Origin of the sequence: Erwinia sp. INIA01 (assembly GCF_025947915.1) — a bacterium.
GTDB lineage: Bacteria > Pseudomonadota > Gammaproteobacteria > Enterobacterales > Enterobacteriaceae > Erwinia > Erwinia coffeiphila.
In genome coordinates this window covers 1-19,065 of the sequence record NZ_JAPDNC010000018.1, presented here as the reverse complement: position 1 = coordinate 19,065, position 19,065 = coordinate 1, and the positions used below count along the sequence as shown (strand labels likewise).

At 55.2% G+C, this 19,065-nt stretch carries 20 protein-coding genes; 16 read left to right on the top strand and 4 right to left on the bottom strand.

Going from position 1 to position 19,065, the window contains the following annotated elements; genetic code table 11:
- Positions 1–96 precede the first annotated feature (96 nt).
- A complete protein-coding gene (gene glsB, locus OMR58_RS23430; RefSeq protein ID WP_105593846.1) occupies positions 97–1,023 on the top strand; it encodes a glutaminase B in 927 nt (308 codons plus the stop codon).
- A gap of 162 nt (positions 1,024–1,185) precedes the next feature.
- Entirely contained in the window at positions 1,186–1,362 is a 177-nt protein-coding gene (locus OMR58_RS23425) for a hypothetical protein (RefSeq protein ID WP_264547108.1), read from the top strand.
- 212 nt (positions 1,363–1,574) lie between these two features.
- Here OMR58_RS23425 and OMR58_RS23420 read toward each other — a convergent pair whose 3' ends face one another.
- Complete coding sequence (locus tag OMR58_RS23420; protein WP_264547107.1) at positions 1,575–3,056, bottom strand: MFS transporter; 1,482 nt, start codon at positions 3,054–3,056, stop codon at positions 1,575–1,577.
- Between the two features lie 115 nt (positions 3,057–3,171).
- Between OMR58_RS23420 and OMR58_RS23415 the strand changes: the two genes are divergently transcribed.
- From OMR58_RS23415 to OMR58_RS23400, 4 genes are all read left to right on the top strand, one after another.
- The gene (locus tag OMR58_RS23415) at positions 3,172–4,026 is read left to right on the top strand and encodes a helix-turn-helix transcriptional regulator (RefSeq protein WP_205064526.1); all 855 of its coding nucleotides are present in this window, start codon (positions 3,172–3,174) and stop codon (positions 4,024–4,026) included.
- 183 nt (positions 4,027–4,209) lie between these two features.
- Positions 4,210–5,082 (top strand): NAD(P)-dependent oxidoreductase, encoded by an 873-nt coding sequence (locus OMR58_RS23410; RefSeq protein WP_264547106.1) that lies wholly within the window; start codon positions 4,210–4,212, stop codon positions 5,080–5,082.
- A 211-nt stretch (positions 5,083–5,293) separates the two neighbouring features.
- On the top strand, positions 5,294–5,749 hold the full coding sequence (locus tag OMR58_RS23405) for an RrF2 family transcriptional regulator (RefSeq protein WP_105593738.1): 456 nt from the start codon (positions 5,294–5,296) through the stop codon (positions 5,747–5,749).
- A 272-nt stretch (positions 5,750–6,021) separates the two neighbouring features.
- A complete protein-coding gene (locus OMR58_RS23400) occupies positions 6,022–6,363 on the top strand; it encodes a helix-turn-helix domain-containing protein (protein WP_105593739.1) in 342 nt (113 codons plus the stop codon).
- A gap of 59 nt (positions 6,364–6,422) precedes the next feature.
- On the opposite strand, the gene OMR58_RS23395 is transcribed toward OMR58_RS23400, so the two are convergent.
- Together OMR58_RS23395 and OMR58_RS23390 are read right to left on the bottom strand one after the other, a co-directional pair.
- Positions 6,423–7,436 carry an ABC transporter permease gene (locus OMR58_RS23395; RefSeq protein ID WP_264547105.1) on the bottom strand — a complete coding sequence of 338 codons (1,014 nt, stop codon included), beginning with the start codon at positions 7,434–7,436 and terminating at the stop codon, positions 6,423–6,425.
- Positions 7,437–7,445: 9 nt separating this feature from the next.
- Complete coding sequence (locus tag OMR58_RS23390) at positions 7,446–8,489, bottom strand: ABC transporter substrate-binding protein (RefSeq protein ID WP_200558918.1); 1,044 nt, start codon at positions 8,487–8,489, stop codon at positions 7,446–7,448.
- A gap of 193 nt (positions 8,490–8,682) precedes the next feature.
- Between OMR58_RS23390 and OMR58_RS23385 the strand changes: the two genes are divergently transcribed.
- From OMR58_RS23385 to OMR58_RS23350, 8 genes are all read left to right on the top strand, one after another.
- Positions 8,683–9,498: an ABC transporter ATP-binding protein gene (locus tag OMR58_RS23385; protein ID WP_200558917.1), complete on the top strand. Its 816-nt coding sequence runs from the start codon at positions 8,683–8,685 to the stop codon at positions 9,496–9,498.
- Entirely contained in the window at positions 9,488–10,537 is a 1,050-nt protein-coding gene (locus OMR58_RS23380) for a PLP-dependent cysteine synthase family protein (protein ID WP_264547104.1), read from the top strand. The genes OMR58_RS23385 and OMR58_RS23380 overlap by 11 nt, the downstream gene beginning before the upstream one ends.
- A gap of 19 nt (positions 10,538–10,556) precedes the next feature.
- Positions 10,557–11,588: an isopenicillin N synthase family dioxygenase gene (locus OMR58_RS23375; protein WP_264547103.1), complete on the top strand. Its 1,032-nt coding sequence runs from the start codon at positions 10,557–10,559 to the stop codon at positions 11,586–11,588.
- A gap of 68 nt (positions 11,589–11,656) precedes the next feature.
- Complete coding sequence (locus OMR58_RS23370; protein WP_370569501.1) at positions 11,657–12,412, top strand: MetQ/NlpA family ABC transporter substrate-binding protein; 756 nt, start codon at positions 11,657–11,659, stop codon at positions 12,410–12,412.
- Position 12,413: 1 nt separating this feature from the next.
- Positions 12,414–13,205: a methionine ABC transporter ATP-binding protein gene (locus OMR58_RS23365; protein ID WP_105593745.1), complete on the top strand. Its 792-nt coding sequence runs from the start codon at positions 12,414–12,416 to the stop codon at positions 13,203–13,205.
- Positions 13,190–13,861 (top strand): methionine ABC transporter permease, encoded by a 672-nt coding sequence (locus tag OMR58_RS23360; RefSeq protein WP_264547102.1) that lies wholly within the window; start codon positions 13,190–13,192, stop codon positions 13,859–13,861. Before OMR58_RS23365 ends, OMR58_RS23360 begins: the two co-directional genes overlap by 16 nt.
- A gap of 75 nt (positions 13,862–13,936) precedes the next feature.
- Positions 13,937–14,956 carry an AI-2E family transporter gene (locus tag OMR58_RS23355; RefSeq protein ID WP_105593746.1) on the top strand — a complete coding sequence of 340 codons (1,020 nt, stop codon included), beginning with the start codon at positions 13,937–13,939 and terminating at the stop codon, positions 14,954–14,956.
- A gap of 18 nt (positions 14,957–14,974) precedes the next feature.
- Positions 14,975–15,934, top strand: a complete 960-nt coding sequence (locus OMR58_RS23350; protein ID WP_264547101.1) for an AEC family transporter — start codon at positions 14,975–14,977, stop codon at positions 15,932–15,934.
- Positions 15,935–16,270: 336 nt separating this feature from the next.
- On the opposite strand, the gene OMR58_RS23345 is transcribed toward OMR58_RS23350, so the two are convergent.
- Entirely contained in the window at positions 16,271–16,822 is a 552-nt protein-coding gene (locus OMR58_RS23345) for a VOC family protein (protein ID WP_105593748.1), read from the bottom strand.
- Positions 16,823–17,906: 1,084 nt separating this feature from the next.
- Here OMR58_RS23345 and OMR58_RS23340 point away from each other — a divergent pair.
- Positions 17,907–18,224, top strand: a complete 318-nt coding sequence (locus tag OMR58_RS23340) for a hypothetical protein (protein WP_264547100.1) — start codon at positions 17,907–17,909, stop codon at positions 18,222–18,224.
- Between the two features lie 536 nt (positions 18,225–18,760).
- A complete protein-coding gene (ycgZ, locus tag OMR58_RS23335; RefSeq protein WP_264547099.1) occupies positions 18,761–19,024 on the top strand; it encodes a regulatory protein YcgZ in 264 nt (87 codons plus the stop codon).
- Positions 19,025–19,065 lie beyond the last annotated feature (41 nt).

The following is a 19,065-nucleotide window of genomic DNA, read 5'->3' as shown; positions in this document are numbered from 1 at the left end:
ATCGCAGTTCCGTCTGAGCGGGTTTGACCTTTGGTCTGCCAGGCCGCAGAATCGCGAAGAAAATCAGGCCGTAAAGGCAGCCGTCGAGGAAGAGATATCGTGAGCGTTCTGAATAATGTCCTGCTGGAGGAGATCCTGCAACAGGTGAGGCCGCTAATTGGTCAGGGTAAAGTGGCCAGCTATATTCCTGCGCTGGCCGAAGTGCCCGCCGATCGGCTGGGAATTGCGGTTTGTATGCTGGACGGCACGCTTTATCAGGCGGGCGATGCGGATGAGCGTTTTTCGATTCAGTCGATCTCCAAAGTGCTTTCTCTGACTCTGGCCCTTACGCGCTATCAGGACAGTGAAATCTGGCAGCGGGTGGGGAAAGAACCGTCCGGTCAGCCGTTTAATTCGCTGTTACAGCTGGAACTGGAGCAGGGCAAACCGCGTAATCCGTTTATTAACGCCGGGGCGCTGGTGGTGTGCGATATGCTGGAGACTCGTCTGACCGCGCCTCGCCAGCGCATGCTGGAACTGGTACGGGTTCTGACGCAGCAGCCGGATATCAATTACGACCGCCACGTTGCCCGTTCTGAGTTCGATCATTCTGCACGAAACGCGGCAATTGCCTGGCTGATGAAGTCGTTTGGCAATTTCTCCAATGACGTTCAGACGGTGTTACATACCTATTTTCACTACTGCGCGATGACCATGAGCTGCGGCGAACTGGCGCGCTGCTTTTTATATCTTGCCAATCAGGGGCGAGGCCTGGGGCAGGGCGAACCGCTGCTGACGCCAAAACAGGCCCGGCAGATCAACGCGCTGATGGTCACCAGCGGGATGTACGACGGTGCCGGCGAGTTTGCGTGGCGGGTCGGCATGCCGGGAAAATCCGGCGTGGGCGGTGGGATTATCGCGATTGTTCCGGGTGAAATGAGTATCGCGGTCTGGTCGCCGGAGCTGGATGCTTCCGGTAATTCGCTGGCGGGCACCGCCGCGCTGGAACTGCTTGCCGACCGCATCGGTCGTTCAATTTTCTGACTTTAACAGCGGGCTTATGCAGATTTTTTTCTACTCTTGAGCCAGTTGGCTCTGGTTCTCAATTGTTGATCCAGCTCAAAGCCTTTTGCAGCACAATTTGCTAATATTTCGCGCAGTGAATTAACACTTATGGCGCGAGGACTGTGCAAAGTGAACAATGAGATGAGCATTCCAGCACGTCAGCTGACTCTGAACCATCAGCTGTGCCAGTTTGGCAACCTGGTGAAACTGGCGATGATCCGAACCACGCCGCAGAGTATTGAAGTCTGGACCATGAGCGGCAGCCGACTGCGCTTCCATCCCGCGCAGCAGGTTGAGGCGAGGAGGGTTGTCCAGTAATCAGGCGATAAAAATGCCTGCCTGAAAGCCTGAAAGCCTGAAAGCCTGAAAGCCTGAAAGCCTGAAAGCCTGAAAGCGTTTCGAAGCGTCAGCCTTATGCTTCTCCGTGAGATATCTGGCGTTAAGCCAGGCGGATCGCTCAGTGTAATCCGCCTGGTCATTTGTCATTTACCCGGCCTGTAAACCACCGGTTGTCCTTAAACTCCCCGATATCACTCCGCTTTATCCCTGGCAGCGCAAACGGCAGGCTTTAACGACGGTGCGCTTCCCTGAACGTTAGCATTTCCCTGAGTTGTGCCGCGTCGCAAAATAACCGCACTGATAACCAGTATCAGCATGATTGCCCACTCGGTGCCCAGTGAGGACAGTACGGCGTGCTGGTAATTTCCTGTTGAGAGTAGCCCGTGGCTGTATACCGCACCCAGCACCATCGGGCCAAGGCCGAAAGCCGCCTGTTGTACCGTTGACAGCATTGCGCTTCCCGCTCCGGCATGGCTTTTTGGCACTTCCGCCAGCCCGATGCGGAAGAAACAGCTGACGATAAACGCCTGACCGAAACCAATCAGCGCGGTTGCCGGAATTAACTGCGCAATACCCACGTGCGGCCAGCCGTGATTAAACGTCCACGCCAGACCGAGCAGCCCGGTCATCTGGATCGCACAGCCGGTAATCAATGTGGGAACCTTACCCAGCCGTTCAACCACCCGTGCGGAAAGCAGGGAGCTGATAAAGTAGGCGACGCCGAGCGCGATAAAGGCGTTTCCTGACTGGAAGGCGCTCAGCCCAAGGCCGGACTGTAGGGTCAGCGCCACCACGAACATAAACCCGCTCCAGCAGCAGAAAAACAGTACCGCGATGATCAGGCCAAAACGCACGCCGTGCAGGCGCATCAGTGCCGGGGGCAGCAATGGCGCACCGCCGCGTTTTTCGAGTGCCTGCTCAACGCGCCACAGTCGGCTTAGCAGCAGGGGGAAGGCCACTAGCAGCACAATGCACGGCCAGCTCCAGTGCAGCAGCGGCCCCAGCGCCAGCGCGGTCAGCAGACAGCCAATCGCACCGACCAGATACAGCGTGCCGGGCCAGTCAATGGCAACGCGGCGGTCGTTCTGTGTCTCGGGAATACTGCGCGGAGCCAGCAGCAGGATCGCCAGGCACAGCGGGATGTTGATCAGAAAAACGCTGCGCCAGCCGTAGCCGCCGGGATCGGCATTTATCAGGAATCCACCGAGTACCTGGCCGATAATAAATGCCATGCCGCCAATGCCGCCGTACAGCCCCAGCGCCCGGGAGTGCTCGCGGCCGTGCAGGGTGACGTGCAGCGTTGCTAGAATTTGCGGCACGATCAGCGCTGCGCCAATACCCTGCAACGCGCGCGCCAGCAGCAGCGCCCAGACGTTGGGAGCAATACCGCAGATCAGTGAAGCAATGCCGAACAGCAATACACCGGTACTGAACACCCGGCGGCGACCGAAGTTATCGCCCATACGGCCGCCCATCGCCAGACTGACGGCAAAGGCAATACCGTAAACGGCAACGATCAGCTCAAGCTGGATGGGGCTGGCATGCAGAGTGGCGGACATGGCGTCAAGCGCCACGTTTACGATGGAAAAATCAATCATTGGCAACAGCTGACCCGCCAGCAGCACAATCAGCCCGCCTTGCCCCAGTGTGGTGGAATCAATCCCGCTTTTCATCTTGCATAACCCTTGTGTTAATCAGTGACCGGGCATAGCATCAGGGAAAATTTAAACGGGTACCAGATCCTGCTTATCATAGTACTGGCGCTACCCGTCAACGAGGAGAAAACCCGTGAGTGAGATCCAGCTGCCCGCCAGCACGGCGCAAAAAAACCGTCAGCTGCTGGCCACCTTCCTGCGCAGCCGTCGTGAAAACCTGGACCCGATTCGCCTCGGGATGCCGCATCATCGCCCGCGCCGAACCCCTGGCCTGCGCCGGGAAGAGGTAGCGCAGCTGGCCGACGTCGGCGTAACCTGGTACACCTGGCTGGAGCAGGGGCGCGAAATTAACGTCTCGGCCAAAACCCTGTCGGCGATTGCTACTGCGTTACAGTGTAACGAAGCAGAAACCCAGCATCTGTTCCAGCTGGCCGGGCACGCATCGCCCGCCTCGGTAGCGGCGAAAACCTGCGCCACCGTTTCCGCCCATGGGCAGATCCTGTTGGACAGCCTGAATCCGCTACCGGCGATTATTCAGTCGCTGCACTTCGATATCATCGGCTACAACCCGGCGTGGTGCCGGCTGATGAACGTTGAACTGGAAACCATCCCGCAGAGCGATCGTAACTGCATCCTGCTGGCGTTTACCCACCCGCAGTGGCGCGCGGCGATTGCCGATCAGGACGTACTGATGCCGCATATGGTGGCGCTGTTTCGCACCCAGATGGCGGATCACCTCGACGATCCCCGCTGGCAGGCGCTGCTGGAGCGGCTGATGGCGGAGTCCGAAGAGTTTCGCGACCTGTGGCCGCGCTATGAAATCCGTGCCATAGATAATCAGGTGAAGCGTTTTTATCATCCCAGGACCGGCATGATGACGCTCAGGCAGAATAACTGGTGGTCGGCACCGCGCAATGGCGATCGCCTGCTGGTATACATTCCTAACGATGAAGAGAGTGCCGCTGCGCTGCGCAGCATTACGGACTGAGCCGCTCGATTGAGCGCAAATGAACGATAACGACGGAGACACTCTGGTTAGCAGAAAAATACCTGAACGATTGAGTCGTCATATTCAACAGAAAAGTCCCCATTCCCTGTTATTTTGCGTTACCCTGGACGGGTCAGGCGGCATGATTATGCCGCCGTTTTCATTTAACAGGGAGTCACACTGATGAATCAACGTCCAACGGTTGCCGTGCTGGGTCTTGGCGCGATGGGGCACGCCTTTGCCGCCAATCTGCTGAAAAATGATTTTACCGTTTTTGGCTGGAACAGAACCCGGGCGCGCGGTGAGGATCTGCTGGCTGCGGGATTACAGCTGACCGACAGTGCGGAGCAGGCGGTAGCGTCCGCCGATGTAGTGATTGCCATGCTGTCTGACGGCGACACCACTCAGGCGGTGCTTAATGATGTCTTACCGCAGCTGAAGCAGGGCGCGGTAGTCTGCCAGATGGGCACCATTGGCATTGCGGCAACGGATCGGCTTATTGAGACCTTTAATCAGCGTCGCCCGGATGCGGTATTTATTGACGCTCCGGTTTCCGGCACCAAGGCACCGGCGGAGAATGCGCAGATCCTGATCCTCGCCAGCGGCGATCGTCAGCGTGCGGCGGCCATCGAGCCGGTATTTGCCGCGATCTCCAAAGGGGCGAAATGGCTGGGCGAAGCCGGTGCCGGTTCAAAAATGAAGCTGGTGGCCAATGCGTGGCTTGTTTCCATGGTTGAAGGTCTGGCGGAAAGTACCCGCCTGGCCGAGCAGCTGGGCTTCTCGCCGGATGATTTCTGGCAGGTGCTGGACGGCGGTCCGCTGGCTGCCCCGTATGTGAAAGGCAAGCTGGCGATGATTGCCGGGGGCGAGTATCCACCGCAGATGCATCTGATCTGGGCGCTGAAGGATGCACGACTGGCGCTGGAGGCCGCAGGCGATACCGCGATGCCGGGCCTGGAAACTATCGCCGCTCTGTGGCAGAAGGCGGTCGATGCCGGATACGGTGAGAAAGACCTCTCGGTAATTTATCGCTATTTACAGGAAAATAAGGCCTGATCTAACGGGGTGCTGTTCGGCACCCCGACAATATTTCCCGTCAAATCATTATGATAGAACCAATAGCCCATAGTGCTTAGTGAGCGGCTTCAAAAGTGTAACCAGGTTTGTTATATTATTAGCCTGATGTATTTTATAGTTAACTGATTTTTAATGCTTTTTATTCCAGTGTTTCATCCGCAGATGGACGGCAAAAAGCCAGGATCACATCATGCTTGATAATCGTTTTCCTACCGCCCTGCAAATGGTGCTCTGCATTGCCAAGGCGGATAGCGAGGATAAGCGCTGCACCAGCAAGATTCTCGCCGATGGCCTCGACGCCAACCCGAGTTTCGTACGTAAACTGATGGTGCCGCTGACTCGCGACGGTATTATTGTTTCCACGCTGGGCCGTTGTGGCACCATTCGTCTTGGTCGCCCGGCAGAGCAGATTACCCTGTGCGAAATCTACACCTCGGTGACCAATGATAAGCCGCTGATGGCCAGCCGACCGGAAGTCCCGGCGCGCTGCGTGGTCAGCGCTAACGCCTGCCGCTTTTTTAAAGAGCTGGCGAAAGAGGCTGAGCAGGCGTCCCTTGACGTGCTGGCCCGGCGTACCGTTGCCGATGCGCTGCGTGAAATTATGCAGCGAGACTGGACCGACACCGAAGCGCGCTGCGCCTCCTGATTTTTCCTCTTAAAAATTCCCTCCCGCAGGCCGGTATCGCTGCGGGTTAATGACGTTTCTGATTTAAGTTTTGCCCGTCTGTAGTCGCTAATAATGGATGAATTACGATTTAAACAGCATTTAATGCAACAATAAAACTTGCATTAAAATCGGCGTTGTCTTACCGTTGTTAAGTGCACTCATCATAGTTGCCTTTTACTCTCAGCGAGAATCAGGTCGGGGCACATCAGGTTGATAACAACACCAAATTTAACAACATCAGGGGAAGACCGATGAGCCATGATGATTTTATTAACGATCTTGTAAAATGGATCGATACCCATATTGAAGGGAAGATGGATTTAGATACCGTTGCCGATCGCGCGGGCTATTCGAAGTGGCACTTACAGCGGATGTTTAAGCAGCATACCGGCTATGCGCTGGGTGAGTATATTCGTGAACGTCGCCTGAAAAAATCCGCTGAACGCCTCGCCAGGGGCGGTGAGCCGATTCTGGATGTCGCTATCAGTTTTGGTTTTGATTCGCAGCAGTCGTTTAATCGCAGTTTCAAACGTCAGTTTGGTCAGTCACCGGGCGCATGGCGCCGCCAGGTTCAGATCGCTGCTCACGCCTGATAGTGTTATTGCTGGCAGGCGGAGCGGAATTCCGCTCCACCGCCGGCAGTGTTAATGTCCTACCACTTCACCGTTCCGCGCTGCCAAGCCAGTGAACGATCGCGAATGGCAAACAGCAGGCTAATCAGCGACGAGAACAGCAGGGCCATCACAATCAGCGCCCCGTACATATTGGCATAGGCCGCCCAGCCCTGAGCCCACTGTAAATACCAGCCCAGTCCCGACTTCACCCCCATCATTTCGGCCGCCACCAGCACCGAGAACGATGCGCCCAGCCCCATAAACAGCCCGACAAACACCTGTGGCAGCGATGCCGGCACCGCCACGCGCAGCACCAGAAACAGTGTGTTGGCTCCCAGCGTGCGCGCCACATCGTAGTAGCGCTGGTCAACGCTGGCGACGCCCGACCAGGTCAGTACCGTCACCGGGAACCAGGTGGCCAGCGCGATCAGGAATACGGCAGCGGAGAAGCTGGACGGGAAAAAGTACAGCGACAGCGGCAGCAGCGCGGTCGATGGCACCGGGCCGAGGAAGCGCAGCAGCGGATGCACCCAGTAGCCCAGGCCTCGCGACCATCCGATCGCCACTCCGGTAATAAAGCCGGTGACGCTGCCGAAAACAAACCCCAGCGCCAGCAGACGCAGCGAATTCAGCACGCTGTCACCCAGGCGGAACCAGTCCGTGGCCCAGGCTTCAACCAGTGCACGCGGCGGCGCGAAGAACGGGGCAGGCAGCAGGGCCAGCTTGGCGGTTGCCGCCTCCCAGATGCCGATCAGGATCGCCAGCGCCACCAGCCAGCGCCCGCCGCGCTGCAACGGAGCGAGAAGCTTGGGGATAGCCAGCAGGCGACCGAACAGCACGATCAACGTCAGTGCGGCAGCAAGGATGAAAAATACCCGGTGCGTTTCAGCAACAAAACGCGGTGGGGCGAACCCCACCGGCTTATCCGGCCAGTAAATCATCAGTGCCACCAGACCCCACCAGGCAAAAACCGCCAGGATCAGCGCCGGGTTAAGCCGGACCGATGCGGAGCGGCTGGCTGTCCGCGGTGGCGTCAGGGTTTCACTGGACATACTTCCTCCTTATGCTGAATGCTGGTGCGCCGGAGCAGCAGGCAGCACGTCAGGCACATAGTGAGCTGCGAAGCGCTGTGCGTCGGTATCTTCGCGGATCACCTTGATGGTTTTCAGCTCGTTCAGATAGGTCACCACTTCCTTGCGCAGCTGTTCGCCGGTGGAGTGATGGTTGTGGGTATGTTCGCGCAGCATGGCGGCGATATCATCCGGGGAAACGTTGCCCGGCACGAACGGCGCGAAGATCTTCGCGGTTTCTGCCGGGTGATCCGCCGTCCACTGCTGCGCGTCGATAATCGCCTGGGTAATGGCTCGCGCCACCTCCGGCTGTTCACGTACCAGCGAACCGCGCAGCCCCAGCACGCAGCAGGCGAGGTTGTGATATTCACCGTTCAGGTTGTTATCCACTTCAATCAGGCCGTCATGCTTTTTAATCAGCCAGCCCTGAGGATCGTCCGCCGCCAGCGCCTGCACTTCGCCCTTGCGCAGCGCCTCGCCGAACAGGTCGGCCGGGTACTGCACCCAGTTCACCTGGGTGTCGGGATCGATGCCGAGTTTTGCCAGCTGAATGGCAAAGAAGTTACGCAGCGGGCTGGCCTGATCGGTCACCGCCACGTTTTTCCCTACCAGATCGCGCACGCTTTTAATGCCGCTGTCTTTGCTGGTTAGCAGGCGCATACAGCCACCGTGCGTCCCGACGGTCAGATCGACATCAAAGCCCTGTTCCAGCGGTTTCAGCCAGCGCAGCGCCATACCAATACCGCCATCCGCCTGACCGGTGGCAATCGCCTGCAGCAGGGCATCCGTCGGGCCGCTGAAGTTCACCGGCTCAACGTTCAGACCGTACTTTTTAAAGAACCCCTGCTTCAGTGCGACTGAAATCGGCGACTGACACACCGCCGTCTGGCCCCAGGCCAGCTTAACGGTGGTTAACTTGCTGGTGTCATCACCCGCTGCCCACACCGGTAACGCCGGTGCTGCCACCAGTCCTGCACCCACCACACCCAGAGTCTGAATAAAACTACGCCGTGAAATCCCACGTGAAATCGTCATGCTTGTTATCCCTGTTGACTGAATTATGTCCGCACTATGGCAATTTTTTTTACATCGCCAAAATAACAATCCCTCATTTTCAATTGCGAATTCGCGTTATCCACCGGGCTGTAAACCTTTGCCACTATTGATATTTCACGCACGGTAAAAAAAACGGAATAGTCAGCGTATTACGGATAAATGAGGTGAACCGATGTCACTGGCAGAACAACTGGATACGGCCTTCGGGCTTGAATTAACCATCAATCAGGTCAGCCATGCTTTTCATCTCGACGGGCAGAGCCTGGCGGTTTTAGACAATGTGTCTCTGAAGGTTGATGCGGGGGAATTCGTTGCGTTGCTGGGGCCGTCCGGCTGCGGGAAATCAACCCTCCTGCGGCTGGTGGCTGGCCTGGATCATCCAACCCAGGGCGAGATCTTTGAGGATCGACAGCCGCTGACCGCCCCGCATCCCAGCCGGGTGGTGGTGTTTCAGGACCCGACGCTTTATCCGTGGCGCCGGGTATGGCGCAACGTCGCCATCGGCCTGCAAACGCAGGGTAAACTGACGCCGGAAGGGCGCGAACGCATCGACCAGACGCTGGAAAAAGTGGGCCTCAGTCAGTTTGCTAACGCCTGGCCGCATCAGTTATCGGGCGGTATGGCGCAGCGCGCCGCGCTGGCTCGCGCGCTGGTGAATCATCCGCGACTGCTGATTCTGGATGAGCCACTGGGCAAGCTGGACTCGCTAACCCGCATTCGTATGCAGCACGAGCTGGTGGAGCTGTGGCGCGAACAGCGCTTTACCGCGCTGATGGTGACTCACGATGTTGAGGAAGCCCTGCTGATGGCGAACCGGGTGGTGGTCTTCAGCCCGCGCCCGGCGCGAATTATTGAAACTATTCATGTCGATCTGCCGTACCCACGCCGCCGCAACGATCCGCGCCTGATCGCGCTGCGATCGAAAGCGCTGGCGCTGCTGGGTGCTGAAGCCACTGAAGTGACCGAGGATGCTGATAATGACCATTAATAATTCCATTACCGAGCTGGTGGGCAACACGCCACTGCTGCGACTGTCTCGCTTTCGCCAGCAGTTTGAACTGCCTGCGGAGATCCTCGCTAAGCTGGAGTACTTCAATCCTAACCACAGCGTAAAAGATCGCATCGCGCTGTCGATGATCGAAGAGGCAGAACGCAGTGGCCGACTCAAACCGGGCGATACCATCGCCGACTCGACCAGCGGTAACACCGGTATCGGGCTGGCGGCCATTGCGGCGGCCAAAGGCTACCCGTTCCGCGTCTATCTGCACGACAAGCTGAGCGAAGAGCGCTTCCAGATCCTGCGCGCGCTGGGGGCCGAAGTGATCCCCTTCAGCCAGATCGAAGGCTTTACCGAAGTGCTGGAGCAGAGCGACGGCGATTTTGTTGCCGCCTCGCGCTGGCTGGCGGAAAACGTGATTAATCGTCAGCCCAACGTCTTTCATACCGCCCAGCTGGAAAACCCGGCTAACCCGGGGGCGCACTATCGCACCACCGGTCCGGAAATCTGGCAGCAGACCGAAGGGCAGGTGGATATCGTTATCGCCGCGGTGGGCACCGGCGGCACGGTGTCCGGCATCGGCCGCTATCTGAAGCAGCACAATCCGGCGATTCAGGTGATTGCCGTCGAACCCGGCCCGCATTCTATTCCGACCGCAGATCGCCCTGAGCAGCGTGAATTAACCGGCGTGCACGCCTTCAGCGAGGTGCTGCCGGAGCGCGTGCCGCCAACCCTCGACCGCAGCATCGTCGATGAGGCCTTCCCGGTGGAGCACTGGCAGGCAACCGCCGCCGCCCGTGAAGTGGCGGTCAGCGACGGCATTCTGATCGGCGAATCCGCCGGTGGCGTACTGCATGCCGCTCGCGCGGTGGCGCTGCGGCCTGAAAATCACGGCAAACGCATCGTGGTGGTGCTGGCGGACAGCGGCCTGAGCTATCTCTCCACCGGCCTGTTTAACCATGACATTACCCCCGGCCAGCTGCAGGTTGCTGCGCTGGTCAGTAATCAACAAATAAAAAACGCTTCATAATCCGACGCAGAGAATTTTCATGAGCCAGATTACATCGTTACCGATCCTTGACCTGTCGCAGCTGGACGGCACCGCCGAGCAGCAGCAGGCGTTCCTCGACAAGCTGGGCCGTTCCGCCCGCGACGTCGGCTTCTTTTATCTGATCAACCACGGCATTGATGCCGAGCTGTCGGCACAGGTGCAGCAGCTTTCCCGCCGCTTCTTTGCGCTGTCGGAGGCGGACAAGCAGCAGGTGGCGATGATCCACTCGCCGCATTTTCGCGGCTACAACCGCGCCGGTTCCGAACTGACGCGCAGCCAGCCGGACTGGCGCGAGCAGTTCGACGTCGGTGCGGAACGCGAGCCGCTGCCGCTGGATAGCGGCGACGCAGGCTGGAAACGCCTGCAGGGGCCGAACCTGTGGCCGGAAGCGCTGCCGGAGCTGAAGCCGGTGCTGCTGGCATGGCAAAAAGCGATGACCACCATGTCGCTGCGCCTGCTGCGTGCCTTTGCCCGTGCTCTGGAACTGGCTCCCGACGCCTTCGATTCCCTGTACGGCGATAAACCAAACGAACATATCAAACTGATCCGCTATCCGGGCCAGACGGCGGAAACGTCGAGCCAGGGCGTGGGCGCGCATAAAGACTCCGGCTTCCTCAGCTTCCTGTTGCAGGATCAGCAGCGCGGTTTGCAGGTGGAAGTGGCTCCCGATCGGTGGGTGGATGCCCTGCCGCTTAACGGTGCCTTTGTGGTGAACATTGGTGAACTGCTGGAGCTGGCCAGCAACGGCTATCTGCGTGCCACGGTGCATCGCGTGGTCGCACCGCCTGCCGATCAGGATCGCCTGTCGATCGCCTTCTTCCTCGGCGCGCAGCTCGATGCGGTGGTGCCGGTATTCAATCTGCCGGAACCGCTTGCCCGACTGGCGCTTGGCCCGGCCAGCGACCCGCTCAATCCGCTGCTGCGCGACGTGGGCTGGAACTACCTGAAAGGGCGTCTGCGTTCCCATCCCGATGTGGCGCAGCGCTGGTACAACGAATTATTACAACAACAACCTCAACACACAGCCTGATTTAAGGAACAACAATGAACAAACGTTTTGCCGCTTTATCATTCTCAGGGATTGCCTTATCCGTGGCGATGGCTTTCAGCGTTAACGCTGCCGAACCGCTGCGCGTGGCTGCCGACCCGGTGCCGCACGCCGAGATCCTTAACTTTGTGAAAAAACTCGATCCGTCGCTGGATCTCAAAATTATCGAGCTGAGCAGCGGCGTGAACGCCAACGAACTGCTGGCGCACGGTGATGTGGATGCCAACTATTTCCAGCACGTGCCGTATCTGCGCGATCAGGAAAAGGCATTGGGCCAGAAATTCACCGTGGCCGCCACGGTGCATATCGAACCGCTGGGCATCTATTCCCGCAAGGTGAAAAGCCTGAAGGATGTGAAGGAAGGCGCAACCATCGCCGTACCGAACAACACCACCAACCTGAGCCGTGCGCTGTATCTGTTGCAGGCTCAGGGGCTGATCAAACTGAAAGCGGGTTATAACGATCCGTCGAAGGATCAGGCGACGCCGAAAGATATCGCCGAAAACCCGAAGAAGCTGAAGATTCTGGAAGTGGAATCACCGCAGATCCCACGCGCGCTGGATGACGTTGACCTGGCGGTGATCAACGGCAACTACGCGCTGGAAGCGGGGCTGACGCCATCGAAAGATGCGCTGGGCCTGGAAAGCGCTACCAACAACCCGTATGCCAACATTCTGGCGACCACGCCAAAACTGGCTGATGACCCGCGTATTCGCCAGCTGGCGAAGGACCTGGAGTCAAAAGAGGTGGCCGATTTTATTCAGCAGAACTATCGCGGATCGGTGATCCCGGTAGCGGGTAAATAAAATGATTCGCCTGGAGCAGGTCAGTAAAATTTACGCCGGGGGGCAACCCCCGGCACTGGATGATGTGTCACTGGTTATCCCCGATGGGGCAATCTACGGCATTCTTGGCCGCAGCGGTGCGGGAAAAAGTACGCTGATCCGCTGTCTTAATTTACTGGAAAGGCCAACGTCCGGGCGCGTGCTGATCGACGACCAGGATATCACCGCGCTGACGCCGCGCGCACTCCGGCAGCAGCGTCAGCGCAGCGGGATGATTTTTCAGCATTTCAACCTGCTGCATTCGCGAACCGTGGCCGATAACGTCGCGGTGCCGCTTGAGATCGCCGGGGTGAAACGCCCGCAGCGCCAGCAGCGGGTGAGCGAACTGCTTGAACTGGTGGGGCTAAGTGAAAAAGCGACTGCCTGGCCGTCACAGCTTTCCGGCGGACAGCAGCAGCGCGTGGGGATTGCCCGCGCGCTGGCGGCCCGGCCTGATTACCTGCTGTGCGATGAAGCCACCAGCGCGCTGGATTCGGAAACCACCGCCTCGGTACTGGCGCTGCTGCAACAAATCAATCAGCAGTTTGGCCTGACGATTGTGATGATCACCCACCAGCTGGAGGTAGTGAAATCAATCTGCGATCACGCCGCGCTGCTGGAGCGGGGGCGACTACGGGAGAGCGGTGCGCTGAGCACGCTGCTGCGGCAGCAGGATTCTTTACTGCGAAACGCGCTACTGCACGATGCGGAGAGCGAACGCCGCTTCCTGCAACGACACGGTATTGAAGGAGGTCCACTGTGCGCGGTAGCCTGAGCCTTGAAGACCTGTGGCAGCTGATGCTACAGGCAACCCTGGAAACGCTGTATATGGTCGGTTTTTCCGGGCTGTTTACCCTGGTAATTGGATTGCCGCTGGGCGTGCTGCTGTTTATCAGCCGTCGCGATAGCATTCTGCCGCTGCCGCGTGTGAATGCGGTCGTTGGGGCGATAGTTAACGTTGGCCGTTCGCTGCCGTTTCTGGTGCTGCTGATTGCGCTGATCCCGACAACCCGCTTTATTGTCGGCACCACACTCGGCAGCAGCGCGGCGATTGTGCCGATCACCATCGGCGCGGTACCGTTTTTCGCCCGTATTGTAGAAAGCGCGCTGGATGAAGTGGCGAAAGGGCGCATCGAGGCGATGCTGTCGATGGGCGGCAACGACTGGCACGTGGTCAGCAAGGTACTGCTGCCGGAGGCGCTGCCCGCGCTGCTGGCCGGTGTGACGCTGACGGTGGTGATGCTGATTGGTTTCTCTTCACTGGCCGGGGTGATCGGCGGCGGCGGGCTGGGCGATCTGGCGATTCGCTACGGCTATCAGCGGTTTAACCAGCCGGTGATGATTGCCACCGTGGTCGTGCTGATTGCGCTGGTGCAGGTTGTGCAAATGACCGGCGACCGGCTGGTAAGAAGCCTGGCACATCGTCGTTAATTCAGCACCATAGCGTGATGGCATAGTATACTGTCTGAATTCGCATTACTTTTCTTCTTTCAGACAGGGTACGTCATGGAAATTCGTCATGCCATCAAAACGCAGTGGTGCCAGACCGTTAGCTATGGGCTGATTTTTATCGCGCTGTTTGCCATTTTCCCTCTGCGGCTGCTGCCGTGCTTTCTGGCCGGGTTCATCGTCTATGAAATCATTCTGGCGATGACCCCGTACATTGAACGTCTGGTGAAAGGACCGATTGCCCGCTGGATCAGCATCTTATTCCTCAGCATGGTGATTATCCTCGGACTGGTTACCGGCATTACCAAACTGATTAGCTTTCTGCTGCACGACTTCCAGAACCCGGCGATGTTTCACGCCACCGCCACTAAAATCCTTGAGGATGCTCAACATACCCTGTCGCCGGTGGTGACCCGCTACCTGCCTGCTGACATCGATGAACTTCAGCATAAGGTGATCACCTGGCTGCGCGAGCATCTGGTGGTGGTGCAGACCTTCGGCCGCAGCGCCGCACACACCTTTGCCACCATGCTGATCGGCATGCTGCTCGGTGCAATTATCTCTCTGCGCAACAGCAAGCTCCGCAGCGACGACGCGCCGCTGAAAGAGGCGATGCTCGACCGCCTGCGTACCCTGGCCGACTCCTTCCATAACGTGGTGTTTGCGCAGATCAAAGTTTCGCTGGTCAATACCGTGCTGACCTGCGGCTTCCTGTTTGGCATTCTGCCGCTGTTCGGCCTGCATCTGCCGTTCGCCAAAACCGTGGTGGTGCTGACCTTTATTGCCGGGCTGCTGCCGATTATTGGCAACCTGATTTCCAATACGGTGATCGTGCTGATCGGGCTTTCCATCTCGCTCGAGGCGGCGCTGATTGCGCTGGTCTATCTGATCCTGATTCACAAGCTGGAGTACTTTATCAACGCGCGTATTTTCGGCACCCGCATCAGCGCCAAAACCTGGGAAATTCTGCTGGCGATGCTGGTGTTTGAATCTGCCTTCGGGCTGGCGGGCGTGGTGGCGGCACCGGTTTACTACGCCTATCTGAAAAGTGAACTGCGGGCAGCGCGGCTGATCTAACCTTCATCAAGGATTTTTATGTTAGCGTTCGGCAGCTCGCTGTGGCACCAGTTTCTTATCGCGATCCCTCTGTTTGTGCTGATCGGCCTCGGCTGGCTGCTGGTGCGCTGGCGGCGCTGGCCGGAAAGCATTACCGAAGCGATGAACCGGCTGGTGTTTCGCGTGGCGCTGCCGTCAATGCTGTTCCGCCTGATGTGCGATTTTAGCAGCGGCCCGCCGGTGGATGCCCGCCTACTGCTGGCGTTCTTTGGCGGCTGCCTGCTGGTGTTTATTCTCGGCAGGGTGATTGCCAGCCGGGTGTTCCACCTTGATGGCGTGTCCGGTTCGGTGTTTGCGCTGGGCGGTATCTTCTCCAATAACGTTCTGCTCGGCCTGCCGATTGCACGCGTGATGCTCGGTGACGAAGCCATTCCTGCGGTGGCGCTGGTGCTGGTATTTAACGGCCTGCTGCTGTGGACGTTGGCAACCGTTTCGGTTGAGTGGTTCAAGCACGGCTCGCTAAGTGTGAAGGGCTTTGGCAAAACGGCAGTCAGCGTGCTGCGCAACCCGCTGATTATCGGCATCCTCAGCGGCACGCTGTTCAGCCTTACCGGGCTGCCGCTGCCTCAGATGATTGACCAGCCTGTATCCATGCTCGGCCAGATCGCCGTGCCGCTGGCGCTGGTGGCACTGGGTATGAGCCTGGCGTGCTATCGCATTAAAGACGGCCTTGCTATCGGCGGTGTACTGAGCGTGATCAAGCTGGTAGTGCATCCGCTGGTAGTGTGGGGGCTGGCCTGGCTGCTGGGCCTGCCGCCGCTGGAGAGTAAAGTGGTTGTTCTGCTGGCCTCAATGGCGGTGGGCGTGAACGTGTATCTTATGTCGCAGCAGTTTAACGCTCTGACCGGACCGGCTGCGACAAGCATGCTTTTGACCACGTTATTTTCGGCCATTTCCACGCCAGTTCTGATACTTACGATGGACTGGGTTTACGGGTGATTAATCCGGGGACCAGTTCGACACGTCGAGCAATACCTCAGGCGAGATCATTTTTTATAAGAGGTGGCGGATATCGATAGATGAAAGCAGATGTAATGCTAATGGTTTTTTACAACAGAGTGTTGCATAGCTGGGATGATTTGATGATAACCGATCTGAATCAAGCTGTTGATAGTATTATAGTTTTGTACTACAGCAATTGTTAAGAACTTGCGTATATTAGATATTACTACCTGAGGTACTCAACGTATAAAGATGTGCCCTTGAGCACATCGGATTTAATAATAGGACCGGATTTTACTAAAGATTTTTGTAAAAAATCCGAATGAATGCCTTTCAATCTGAAGACTGCGATTCAGGGATCCATGTTTCTGCTTCATTTTCTTTCGGGTAGTAATACCCGTTAGGTATAGACTGCAATTCAATCAGACTACCCCAGGGAGCAAAGAAGTATACGCTGGCATTTCCTTCGGTATCTTCATGGCGTGAGTTCCCGTGTATTTCTGAAAGAAACTCTCCTCCCGCTGCTTTGACCTTTTGAACAGCATAATTGATGTCGTCTACGTAAAATGAAATATGATTCCAGCCTACATCCTGCAAACCTACAGGGCGTGATTGTTTTTCACTAACGATTTCGAATATTTCCAGGTTAGGACCATTTCCAATTCTCAACAATCTCTGTTTGATAATCATCGTGCCTGAACTTAGTCCCAACTGTCTCTCGGTATCAGACCCTTTTCTGGGAGCATCATTGGTTGTAAGCCCGTCATAAACAAATCTTGCATCTAGCGCATTCCTCAAAAAATCTGTTGCCTGATCCAGGTCAGGCACTGTCAGTCCAATATGGTTGATACCCCGCGTAGGACAACGATTTTCTTGATTTTCCATGTACATTCTCTACTTAGTGATTTCATTGAACTCTACAGTCAGCGTAGTCTCTTTTCATCGCAACTGCCCGGCAAGTTATCCTGAGTGATAGTTTTTTGTCCCGTATGCAATTGTTACTTCGTACCAAAATCAGGTGAAACATCAGCGGATCTTTTCAATAACAAACCCCAGGCGCCTACCGCCGCTCTTGAGCTGAAACACTCGATTATCGGTTTTAATAATCACAGATGAATTATTTTATGTACTTGAAAGTATGTTGAATTTTGTCTGGAAGAAGAAAGCATAGACCAGGCTAATGGATGAACTTTGGTCTGATTGCAAGTGGTGGTCTCAGACAAGATTTCGTAGTGTTGCTTGATGTTTTTATGAAAAAAACCCGCACTGACATGCGGGTATATTAAAAAAAGAAGAGCAATAGGAGGGAAAACAAGATGTCATTTGAAAGGTTAGTACAGGGAAACAATTAAGCAAGGCAAAAAAAGTGAGGATCATTCATTTTCACATACCAACATGTCACGCTATCGTTAAATGCCCCTGACAGAGAGAGTACAGAAAACAAATGATTGGAAATCGGTTTCGCCGAAGCTGGTTGTTAAATATTAATTCATTTCAATTAGTTAGTGAGGAAAAAAGACATCCCTGTCGATTAGGCTCCGTTTTTCACCAGCCCTGATGCTGATCTGTTTTATGTAACTACATGCTATTTAATTTTTTTGATTTTTACAGTAAGGATGAAAACTTCAGAATAAATTAATGTCAATGTTTTACAATTATATTCGTTACTATGTCAATGGCTTAAAATGGTTCTGAAAAACTCTGTTGTAAAAGTTAGGAACTTTCCTTTTGCCATGATAGCGAAACATCCGTTAAAATGTCATCTTTGATACAACAATTGTGATTTTCGATAAGCTTTACAGTATGTTATTGATGGAGCGTTCTTTAGTGGGTTTTGACTGCCTCCTGCCAGGTTAATGGCAAATTCTAAGTCTGAATATACGAATTTTTTAAGACTATGAAAATATATGTTTTTTTTGATGGTTTGTAATGTGATCATCGAATTGAGTCAGGGGATAGGAGAAAAAAATTGAACGAATTTAAAGAAACAATGCAGCAAACACTTCTTGGGGAAGTCGCTGTGAATCTCGTTTCTGAAGGTAAAGAGATAACGGTCGAAGGGCTTATCAATGAGCTTAAAAACTTGTTGGAAAACTCTTCTGCGAACAATGCACGCAAAGAATGCATTCAACAAACAGTGAAATGGTTAAATAATCACAAAAGGCATGGTAGCCTGCATGCTAATAAACAATCACGTTTCACTGCTACCGGGGGACAGTCAGTCGGTGAGAATAATTCAGAAGATGGAATAGTACTGGTTTTAGATAACCTTATGCATAATAAGTAAATTGTATGGCAATAGGCATGCAGACTATCAGCGAGAAGCTGAACTCACACAGAACCTTTTACCACAGGCCAATCATTTCCTCGATAACATTTTGATTGCCTCAGCGCAGACTTCTTTTAATTTATCCTCCTGACTTTCAATACTCATAATTTGCAACATACACATTATGTTTTCAATATGGGGCTCTTCTCTGATTTTCAGCAAACGAGAAACGGCACTGCCGATCACGTACCTGAGTTCATTTAAACTATCGACACCATCTCTCAAGGAACCTCCTGACATATTTCAGGAACCACTATATCAGTTTCTCTCAAAGAAAGATTGGTCCTGAAAATATTTTCTCTATTGTACATCTTGCCAAGAGGATTGATCTTGAATGTGTAAGCTGTTGTTTTTAACTTGTTGAATTTAAATGATAAGCACTTTTTGCTAATTTTTTTTGAGTGTTATTTTTATTGGTGCTGTACAAGATTGTGATTTTTGTATAACTTGTAGTTCATGGATAGCTTACAAATTAATCATGAAGGAAAGTGAGCATGCATCATGGTGAAGACAATCCCCAGACTGCTGACCAGATAGCGCAGTATTTTGCTCAAGGTATGATCCCTACTAGGCAAGAGACTTTAGGTCGTATCGTCACAGAGATACTCGTTTCAGGTAAAAACCTCAACCGTAAGGCGATTTGTACGCGGCTTCTTCAAAAGTTAGAACATGCTTCTGGAATCGAAGAGGAGCGCCATTACCACCAGTTGATTGGCATGCTGTTTGATCTTACCCACGTAATGTGGACACGTCCCTAAGCGAGGGTCTGGTTTTCGAACTGTTCCGGGCTGAGGCCGCC